The 9,549-nt window shown below is 67.5% G+C and carries 10 protein-coding genes; all 10 read left to right on the top strand.

Features of this window, described 5'->3' with window-relative positions; all coding sequences use genetic code 11:
- Positions 1-82 precede the first annotated feature (82 nt).
- Positions 83-505: a TIGR02611 family protein gene (locus QOI01_RS09975; protein WP_526380398.1), complete on the top strand. Its 423-nt coding sequence runs from the start codon at positions 83-85 to the stop codon at positions 503-505.
- 63 nt (positions 506-568) lie between these two features.
- Positions 569-2,623, top strand: coding sequence for a threonine--tRNA ligase (gene thrS, locus QOI01_RS09970; RefSeq protein ID WP_526380396.1), 2,055 nt, complete (start codon positions 569-571; stop codon positions 2,621-2,623).
- A 2-nt stretch (positions 2,624-2,625) separates the two neighbouring features.
- Positions 2,626-3,174: an ATP adenylyltransferase gene (locus QOI01_RS09965; protein WP_526380394.1), complete on the top strand. Its 549-nt coding sequence runs from the start codon at positions 2,626-2,628 to the stop codon at positions 3,172-3,174.
- The gene (pgsA, locus tag QOI01_RS09960; protein ID WP_526380392.1) at positions 3,171-3,851 is read left to right on the top strand and encodes a phosphatidylinositol phosphate synthase; all 681 of its coding nucleotides are present in this window, start codon (positions 3,171-3,173) and stop codon (positions 3,849-3,851) included. Before QOI01_RS09965 ends, pgsA begins: the two co-directional genes overlap by 4 nt.
- Positions 3,848-4,807, top strand: coding sequence for a phosphatidylinositol mannoside acyltransferase (locus QOI01_RS09955; RefSeq protein WP_526380390.1), 960 nt, complete (start codon positions 3,848-3,850; stop codon positions 4,805-4,807). The genes pgsA and QOI01_RS09955 overlap by 4 nt, the downstream gene beginning before the upstream one ends.
- Positions 4,807-6,054 carry a glycosyltransferase family 4 protein gene (locus QOI01_RS09950; protein WP_526380388.1) on the top strand — a complete coding sequence of 416 codons (1,248 nt, stop codon included), beginning with the start codon at positions 4,807-4,809 and terminating at the stop codon, positions 6,052-6,054. Before QOI01_RS09955 ends, QOI01_RS09950 begins: the two co-directional genes overlap by 1 nt.
- Positions 6,051-7,076: an NUDIX hydrolase gene (locus QOI01_RS09945; protein ID WP_526380386.1), complete on the top strand. Its 1,026-nt coding sequence runs from the start codon at positions 6,051-6,053 to the stop codon at positions 7,074-7,076. Before QOI01_RS09950 ends, QOI01_RS09945 begins: the two co-directional genes overlap by 4 nt.
- Positions 7,077-7,143: 67 nt before the next feature.
- A complete protein-coding gene (pdxS, locus tag QOI01_RS09940) occupies positions 7,144-8,043 on the top strand; it encodes a pyridoxal 5'-phosphate synthase lyase subunit PdxS (RefSeq protein WP_526380384.1) in 900 nt (299 codons plus the stop codon).
- A gap of 43 nt (positions 8,044-8,086) precedes the next feature.
- Positions 8,087-8,932, top strand: a complete 846-nt coding sequence (gene tesB, locus QOI01_RS09935; RefSeq protein ID WP_526380382.1) for an acyl-CoA thioesterase II — start codon at positions 8,087-8,089, stop codon at positions 8,930-8,932.
- On the top strand, positions 8,929-9,510 hold the full coding sequence (gene pdxT, locus QOI01_RS09930; protein WP_526380380.1) for a pyridoxal 5'-phosphate synthase glutaminase subunit PdxT: 582 nt from the start codon (positions 8,929-8,931) through the stop codon (positions 9,508-9,510). The genes tesB and pdxT overlap by 4 nt, the downstream gene beginning before the upstream one ends.
- Positions 9,511-9,549: the final 39 nt, after the last annotated feature.

Genomic DNA, 9,549 nt, shown 5'->3' with positions numbered 1-9,549 from the left:
TGAGCCATGAGCACCGAAGGCGATCGCGAGTGAGGATCGCAGCGAGGGACGAGCGAGGACCGGAGCGAGTGGGAGCTGAGCCATGAGCACGGCGAGCGACCTCAAGCGCCGATGGGCACGGCGGCGCGACCAACTGCGCGAGCGGCCGACGGCCGACTTGACCTACCGCATCGTCATCGGGGTCGTCGGTCTCGCGGTGCTCGGTCTCGGGATCCTCGCGATTCCGTACCCGGGACCCGGCTGGGCGATCGTCTTCGTCGGTCTGGCGATCCTGGCCACGGAATTCGAGTGGGCGCACCGGCTGCTGAAGTACACACGTGAGCGCTACGACAGGGTGATGGACTGGTTCAAGGCCCAAGGCCTGTGGGTGAAGGCACTTGGTTTCGTCCTCACCGCGGCGGTCGTGGTCGCGACGCTGTGGCTGCTGGGGGCGCTCAGCTTCGCCGCTGGCCTCGTCGGCATCGAGCAGCCGTGGTTGAAGAGTCCCATCGGCCTGGGTTCCTAGCCACCCTCACCGATAGCATGGTCGCGTTCCCCGCACCCGCACCCTCGATGAGGAGATCCACCGATGAGCGCCGCCGCCAGCCCCGCCCCCGCAGCCCCGATCCGGGTCGCTGCCGGGACCACCGCGGGCGCGGCGGTTCGTGACGCCGGACTGCCGAGCCGGGGAGCGCCGGATGCGATCGTCGTCGTGCGCGACGCCGACGGCGACCTGCGGGACCTCTCCTGGGTGCCCGACGCGGACGTCGAGGTGACCCCCGTCGCGGCCGACACCGAGGCCGGCCGCAGCGTCATCCGCCACTCGGCGGCGCACGTGCTGGCCCAGGCGGTCCAGGGCCTGTTCCCCGCGGCGAAACTCGGCATCGGCCCGCCCATCACCGACGGCTTCTACTACGACTTCGACGTGCCACGCGCATTCACACCGGAGGATCTGGCCGCGCTGGAGAAGCGGATGCGCCAGATCGTCAAGGACGGTCAGTTGTTCGACCGTCGCGTGTATGACTCCAAGGATCAGGCTCTCGAAGAGTTGGCGAACGAGCCCTACAAGCTCGAACTCGTCGACGACAAGTCAGGCGATCCTGATGTCATGGAGGTCGGACCCCCTGGCTCCAACGACGAACTGACGGCTTACGACAATCTCAATCCGCGTACGCGTGAACGGATCTGGGGTGACCTGTGTCGGGGTCCACACATTCCGACCACCCGCTACATTCCGGCCTTCAGGCTGACCCGAAGCTCGGCCGCCTATTGGCGCGGAGATCAGGACAACGCCAGTCTGCAGCGTGTCTACGGCACCGCGTGGGAGTCGCAGGAGGCACTCGACCGCCACCTCGAACTGATCGAGGAAGCGCAGCGCCGCGACCACCGCAAGCTCGGCGCCGAGCTGGACCTGTTCAGCTTCCCCGACGAAATCGGTTCGGGCCTACCGGTCTTCCACCCCAAGGGCGGCATCATCCGGCGCGAGCTGGAGGACTACTCGCGTCGCAAGCACATCGAGGCCGGCTACGAGTTCGTCAACACCCCGCACATCACCAAGGCGCAGCTGTTCCACACGTCCGGGCATCTGGACTGGTACGCCGACGGGATGTTCCCGCCAATGCACATCGACGCGGAGTACGACGAGGACGGCACGGTGCGCAAGCCCGGCCAGGATTACTACCTGAAGCCGATGAACTGTCCGATGCACTGCCTGATCTTCCGGGCACGTGGCCGGTCCTATCGCGAATTACCCTTGCGCGCATTCGAGTTCGGCTCGGTCTATCGCTACGAGAAGTCTGGCGTCGTGCACGGCCTGACCCGCGTCCGTGGCCTCACGATGGACGACGCGCACATCTTCTGCACCCGCGGCCAGATGCGCCACGAGCTGACGTCCCTGCTGCAGTTCATCCTCGAACTGCTCGGCGACTACGGGCTGGACGACTTCTACCTCGAACTGTCCACCAAGGACCCCAAGAAGTCCGTCGGCTCCGACGAACTCTGGGCGGAGGCGACCGGCACGCTCGCCGAGGTCGCAGAGGCCTCGGGTCTCGAGCTGGTGCCCGACCCGGGCGGCGCGGCGTTCTACGGGCCGAAGATCTCAGTGCAGGCCAGGGATGCACTCGGCCGCAGCTGGCAGATGTCGACGATCCAACTGGACTTCAACTTCCCCGACCGATTCAACCTCGAGTACACCGCGGCCGACGGCAGCCGTCAGCGACCGGTGATGATCCACCGCGCGCTGTTCGGGTCGATCGAGCGGTTCTTCGGCATCCTCACCGAGCACTACGCGGGGGCGTTCCCCGCGTGGCTCGCGCCGGTTCAGGTGGTCGGCATCCCGGTCGCCGAGTCGCACGTCGCGTACCTCGAGGACGTCGCCGCGCAACTGAAGGCCAGGGGCGTGCGCGTCGAAGTCGATGCCACTGACGACCGGATGGCCAAGAAGATCGTGACCCAGACCAACCAGAAGGTGCCGTTCATGCTGCTGGCGGGTGACCGTGACGTCGAAGCGGGCGCGGTCAGCTTCCGGTTCGGCGACCGCTCCCAGATCAACGGAGTCTCGCGAGACGATGCTGTCGGCGCCATCGTCGATTGGATTGCCCGGCGCGAGAATGCCGCTCCCACAGCCGAACTGGTCACGGTGTGACAGTGGACCCGGAAAACACGATCACGGACCGCGGAGTCGGCGATCCGGATCACCTGCAGAGGCTGTGGACGCCGCACCGAATGAACTACATCGCCGAGGCGGTGCCAGGTACCTCGGCGTCGTCGTCGGAGCCGTTCAGCGACATTCCGGCGATGTCGGACGAGGACGGGTTGGTGGTCGCCCGCGGTGAACTGGTCTACGCCGTGTTGAACCTGTATCCGTACAACCCCGGCCATCTGATGGTGGTGCCGTACCGCAGGGTCTCGGAGCTCGAAGACCTCACCGATGCCGAGAGCGCCGAACTGATGACCTTCGCCCAGAAGTCGATCCGCGTCATCAAGGCCATCTCCAAGCCCCACGGCTTCAACGTCGGACTAAACCTGGGGCATTCGGCAGGCGGCAGCCTCGCCGAGCACCTGCACATGCACGTCGTGCCGCGCTGGGGCGGCGACGCGAACTTCATCACCATCATCGGCGACTCGAAGGTCATCCCTCAGCTGTTGCGGGACACTCGGCAGCTGTTGGCAGACGAGTGGGCGGCGCAGGCGTGAGCGACTTCTACCTGTTGACCAGGGCGGCCTACGCAAAGCTTAGTCGACCGGTGGCCAAGGCGTCGCTGCGGATGGGACTCACGCCCGACAGCATCACCATCATCGGGACCGCGGGCACCGTCATCGCGGCACTCACGCTGTTCCCGATCGGGCAACTCTGGTGGGGCGCGTTCGCAGTGTTCGTCTTCGTCCTCGCCGACATGCTCGACGGGGCGATGGCGCGCGAACGCGGCTTCAGCACCCCCTTCGGGGGCGTGTTGGACGCCACCTGCGACCGGATAGGCGACGGCGCGATCTTCTGCGGCCTGCTGTGGTGGGCCGCGTTCGGCATCCACAGCGCCTCGCTGGCGGTGGCGACGATGATCTCGCTCGTCACTTCGCAGGTGATCTCGTACATCAAGGCCAGGGCCGAGGCCAACGGGCTCAAGGGTGACGGCGGCATCATCGAACGGCCGGAGAGGTTGATCATCGTCCTGGCCGGCGCCGGTCTGTCCGGTGTTTCGTTCCTGCACGTGCCCTGGTTGCTGCCAGTGGCGATGTGGGCGTTGGCCGTGGCGAGCCTGATCACGCTGGGTCAGCGGCTGCACTCCGTGCGCACGTCGCCGGGTGCGATCGAGCCGATGCACACCAAGCCTGCGCCACCCAACGGTTCCGAAGAGGAAGCGAGCGAGCCGTGAGCACGCCGTCGGCGGGTCTGCCGAGCGTGCAGGGGTTCCGGGTGCCCCTCGGCGGTCAGCTGAGCGACCTGGGTTACGCCGCAGGCTGGCGGGTGGTGCGTGCGATGCCAGAGTTCGCCGCCCGCAACGCCTTCGAGGCAGGCGCGCTGTACGCCTCGCGCGGTCGTGGCCCAGAGCAGCTGCGCAAGAACCTCGCGCGGGTGATCGGCGTGCCCGCCGCCGAGGTGCCGAGCAGCCTGATCCATGCTTCGCTGGCCTCTTACGCGCGATATTGGCGAGAGGCATTCCGGTTGCCGTCGATGAACCATCGGGTCCTGGCCCGCCGGCTGGACGAGACGGCACTCGGCGGCGAGCACATTGCGGCAGCGCTCGACGCAGGCCGGGGCGCGATTTTGTCGCTGCCGCACAGCGGCAATTGGGACATGTCGGGGGTGTGGCTCACCAACACCCACGGACGGTTTACCACCGTTGCCGAACGACTCAAGCCCGAGTCGTTGTACAAGCGATTCCTGGACTACCGGGAGAGTCTGGGCTTCGAGGTGCTGCCGCTCACCGGTGGCGCCCGGCCCGCATTCGAGATTCTCAAGGATCGACTCCGCGGAAACGGACTCGTTTGCCTGATGTCCGATCGCGACCTGACCACCTCCGGTGTGCGCGTTGACCTGTTCGGCGAGCCGACGATGCTGCCCGCCGGGCCCGCCAAGTTGGCGCTGGCGACCGGTGCGGTACTGCTGCCCGTGCACTCGTACTACGAACCCGACGTGGCGGCAACGCACATCAGTCCGCCTCTGGATCTCTCGTCGAGCGACGTCGGCGTGATCACGCAGGCGCTGGCCGACCGGTTTACCACGAACATCGCCGCGCATCCCGCCGACTGGCACATGCTGCAACCCCAGTGGATTGCCGACCTTTCCGACGAGCGCCGCGCCCGGATCACAGGCGCCGGGGAGACCTGATGCGCATCGGAATGGTCTGCCCCTACTCGTTCGACGTGCCCGGCGGCGTCCAGGCCCACGTACTGCAACTCGCCGAGGTGATGCGCAGCTATGGGCACCACGTCAGCGTGCTGGCGCCGACGTCACCGGAGGCGGACCTGCCCGACTACGTCGTCTCTGGCGGCAAGGCCGTGCCGATCCCGTACAACGGTTCCGTGGCGCGACTCCGGTTCGGCCCGGCCACCCATCGCAAGGTCAAGAAGTGGCTGTTCGACGGCGACTTCGACGTCCTTCACCTGCACGAGCCCAACGCCCCGAGCCTCTCGATGCTGGCGTTGATGATCGCCGAGGGGCCCATCGTGGCGACGTTTCACACGTCGACCACGAAGTCGTTGACGCTCAGTGTCTTTCAGGGCATTCTCCGGCCCTGGCACGAGAAGATCGTCGGCCGCATCGCGGTGTCCGACCTCGCCAGGCGCTGGCAGATGGAGGCGCTGGGATCCGACGCGGTGGAGATCCCCAACGGCCTCGACGTCGAGTCGTTCTCCTCGGCAGGCAAGCTCGATGGCTACCCGCGACCCGGGCGGTCGGTGTTGTTCCTCGGGCGCTTCGACGAGCCGCGCAAGGGCATGGCCGTCCTCTTGGGCGCGCTGCCCCGACTCGTCGAGGCCGTCCCCGACGTCGAGGTCCTCGTCGTCGGACGCGGTGTCGAGGAGGAGTTGCAGGAGGAGGCGGGAGACCTGGGCGGCCACCTGCGATTCCTCGGCCTGGTGAACAACGCCGAGAAGGCGTCCGCCATGAGAAGCGTCGATGTGTACTGCGCGCCCAACACCGGCGGGGAGAGCTTCGGCATCGTACTCGTGGAGGCGATGGCAGCGGGTACGGCGGTGGTGGCGAGCGATCTCGATGCGTTCCGTCGCGTGCTCGAAGACGGCTCCGCAGGGCGCCTGGTGCCGGTCGACGACTCGGCAGCACTGGCTGCCGCATTGATCGAGGTGCTCTCCGACGACGCCGCCCGGCAACGATATGTGGTGGCCGGGACCAAGGCGGTGCGCAGGTACGACTGGTCGGTGGTGGCACGGGAGATCTTGCGCGTCTACGAGACGGTCGCGGGGGCGGGCGCAAAGGTGCGGGTGGCGGGTTCGGCGGGCAGGAGCGAAGCGACCGGGGAGAGCAGGCGGGCGGGCAGGAGCGAAGCGACCGGGGAGAGCAGGCGGGCGGCCAGGAGTGAAGCGACCAGCCGGGGGTCGACGGGGGAGATGGCGTGATCACGTGGATCGTGGTCATCGCGCTCGCGCTTCTTGCGGCGGTGCTTCTGGTCGGCGGTGTCTGGGCCTTCCAGACGGCCAATCGACTGGACCGTCTGCACGTCCGCTACGACCTCTCCTGGCAGGCACTCGACGGGATACTGGCCCGCCGAGCCGTCGTCGCCCGTGCCGTCGCCACCGACGCCTACGGCAATGCTGCCGCGGGCAGACAACTGGCGAGCCTGGCCGATGCCGCCGAGCGTGCCCCGCGCAACGCGCGCGAATCCGCTGAGAACGAGTTGTCGGCGGCGCTCGCGTCGGTCGATCCCGCGTCGTTGCCCGTTGCGCTGGTCGCGGAGATGGCGGATGCCGAGGCGCGTGTGTTGCTGGGGCGGCGCTTTCACAACGACGCCGTGCGCGACACCCTCGCGCTGCGCGAGCGACCGCTGGTGCGGTGGCTCCGACTCGGCGGAACCGCGGCCATGCCAACCTATTTCGAGATTGCCGAACGGGCCGCACAGCGTTCTTCCGGCCAGGTGTACAAGCGCACGTCCGCCCGCATCGTGCTCCTCGACGAGTTGGGTTTCGTGTTGTTGTTCTGTGGCTCGGACCCGGCGACGGAGTCCGCGCCGCGGTGGTGGTTCACGGTCGGCGGCGCCGTTGAACCCGGCGAGACGCTTCCCGACGCGGCCGTCCGCGAACTCGCCGAGGAGACGGGTTTGCGTGTCAGTCCCGCCGACCTGGTGGGCCCGGTGTGGCGGCGTGACGCGGTGTTCGACTTCAACGGCTCGGTGATCCGCAGCGAGGAGATGTTCTTCGTCTACCGCACCCTGCGTTTTGAGCCGTCGACGGCCGGATACACGCCGCTGGAACGCCGGACCATCCATGGGCACCGCTGGTGTGACGAGGCGACGATCGGCGAATTGGTGGGCTGCGGTGAGATGGTGTACCCGCTGCAGCTCGGCGAGCTCCTCACCGAGGCCAACGCCATCGTCGCACCTGGGTCGAGCGGGTCGGCGCGGGCGTTGCAGTCCATTCGATGAACTGCGGATTCAAACCGATTTGGCGGGGCAACTAGACTGGTTCGGTACCAATTTGGAGGAGATAGCCGTGCAATCCGCTGATACTTCGCAGACTGGCACCGCCCGTGTGAAGCGTGGGATGGCCGAGATGCTCAAGGGCGGCGTCATCATGGACGTCGTCACACCCGAGCAGGCTCGCATCGCCGAGGGCGCCGGGGCCGTTGCGGTCATGGCACTCGAACGCGTCCCGGCGGACATCCGCGCCCAGGGTGGCGTCTCACGGATGAGCGACCCCGACATGATCGAGGGCATCATCGCCGCGGTCACGATTCCGGTGATGGCCAAGGCGCGGATCGGTCACTTCGTCGAGGCGCAGATCCTGCAGAGCCTCGGTGTCGACTACGTCGACGAGTCCGAAGTGCTCACGCCTGCCGACTACGCCAACCACATCGACAAGTGGAAGTTCACCGTGCCGTTCGTCTGCGGCGCCACCAATCTCGGTGAGGCACTGCGGCGCCTGACCGAGGGCGCGGCGATGATCCGCTCCAAGGGTGAGGCGGGCACCGGTGACGTGTCGAACGCGACCACGCACATGCGCGAGATCGGCGGCGAGATCCGTCGGCTCGGCTCGTTGTCCGAGGACGAATTGTTCGTCGCGGCAAAGGAACTGCAGGCCCCGTACGACCTGGTGGTCGAGGTGGCGCGGGCGGGCAAGCTGCCGGTCACGCTGTTCACCGCCGGTGGCATCGCCACTCCCGCCGACGCCGCGATGATGATGCAGCTCGGCGCCGAGGGCGTCTTCGTCGGTTCGGGCATCTTCAAGTCCGGCGATCCGGCGGCGCGTGCGGCGGCCATCGTGAAGGCCACCACCTTCTACGATGACCCGGACGTGCTGGCCAAGGTGTCGCGCGGGCTGGGGGAGGCCATGGTCGGCATCAACGTGGAGGACATCGCGCAGCCTCACCGGCTCGCCGAACGCGGCTGGTAGTCGGTTTCGATGAGTCGCTTGCACGAAGAGTCGAAATAACCGTATGTCGATCGAAGAGATCCTCGGACTGGAGCAGCTCGAGGTCAACATCTATCGGGGCGGTGTGTTCAGCCCGGAGTCCGGCTTTCTGCAGCGCACGTTCGGCGGTCACGTCGCAGGCCAGTCGCTGGTGTCGGCCGTTCGCACGGTGGACCCGCGCTATCAAGTGCATTCCCTGCATGGGTACTTCCTGCGGCCCGGTGACGCCAGGGCGCCGACCGTCTATCTGGTCGAACGGCTGCGCGACGGCGGATCCTTCGCCACGCGGCGGGTCAACGCGGTCCAGCACGGCGAGACCATCTTCTCCATGTCGGCGTCGTTTCAGACCGACCAGAGCGGGATCGAACACCAGGACGCCATGCCGAAGGCGCCGCCACCCGACGACCTGCCGAGCTTTCGTTCCGGTGGCGCGTTCGACGACGCCGGGTTCGCCCAGTTCGCGGAGTGGGATGTCCGCATCGTGCCCCGCGACGCGGTGGCACTGTTGCCCGGCAAGGCATCCCAACAGCAGGTGTGGTTCCGGCACACCGATCCGCTGCCCGACGACCCGGTGCTGCACATCTGCGCGCTGGCCTATCTGAGCGACTTGACGCTGCTTGGCTCTGCGCAGGTGAATCACCCCGACGAGCGCAAACACCTGATGGTCGCGTCGCTGGACCATGCGATGTGGTTCATGCGCCCGTTCCGCGCCGACGAGTGGCTGCTGTACGACCAGTCCTCGCCGTCGGCCTGTGGCGGACGATCGCTGACGGAGGGCAAGCTCTTCAACCAGTACGGCGAGATGGTCGCGGCGGTGGTGCAGGAGGGGTTGACCCGCTACCAGCGCGACTTCACCGCGCCCGCCAAGTGACCGCGCGCGTGGGAGTCCTTGCGCTGCAGGGAGACACGCGAGAACACCTGGCAGCTCTAGTGGAGGCAGGCGCCGAGGCGATCACGGTGCGGCGGCTTAGCGAGTTGGACTCCGTCGACGCCCTGGTGATACCCGGCGGGGAGTCGACGGCGATGAGCAAGCTGCTGCGCGAATTCGAACTGCTCGAGCCGCTGCGGGCCCGACTGGCCGACGGCATGCCCGCCTATGGATCGTGTGCGGGGATGATCCTGCTGGCCACCGAGATCGCCGACGCAGGCGTGCCCGGCAGGGAGGCGCTGCCGCTCGGGGGGATCGACATGACCGTGCGGCGCAATGCCTTCGGTCGCCAGGTCGACTCGTTCGAGGGCGACATCGCATTCGACGGACTCGAGGCGCCGATGCACGCAGTGTTCATCCGTGCGCCGTGGGTCGAGCGGGTGGGGCCGTCGGTCGAGGTGTTGGCGCGCGCCGCGGGACATCCCGTCGCGGTGCGGCAGGGGCGGACGTTGGCGACCGCGTTCCACCCCGAGATGACCGGTGACCGACGCGTGCACCGCCTGTTCGTCGACTCCCTCTAAGCGATTTCGGCGCGCTCCGCCGCGCTCACCGCGGCGGAG

This window comes from Mycobacterium sp., assembly GCF_032162605.1.
In the GTDB taxonomy this organism is placed as follows: domain Bacteria; phylum Actinomycetota; class Actinomycetes; order Mycobacteriales; family Mycobacteriaceae; genus Mycobacterium.
Note: the sequence above shows the minus strand (reverse complement) of the source record. Positions and strands in the feature narration are given on the sequence as shown.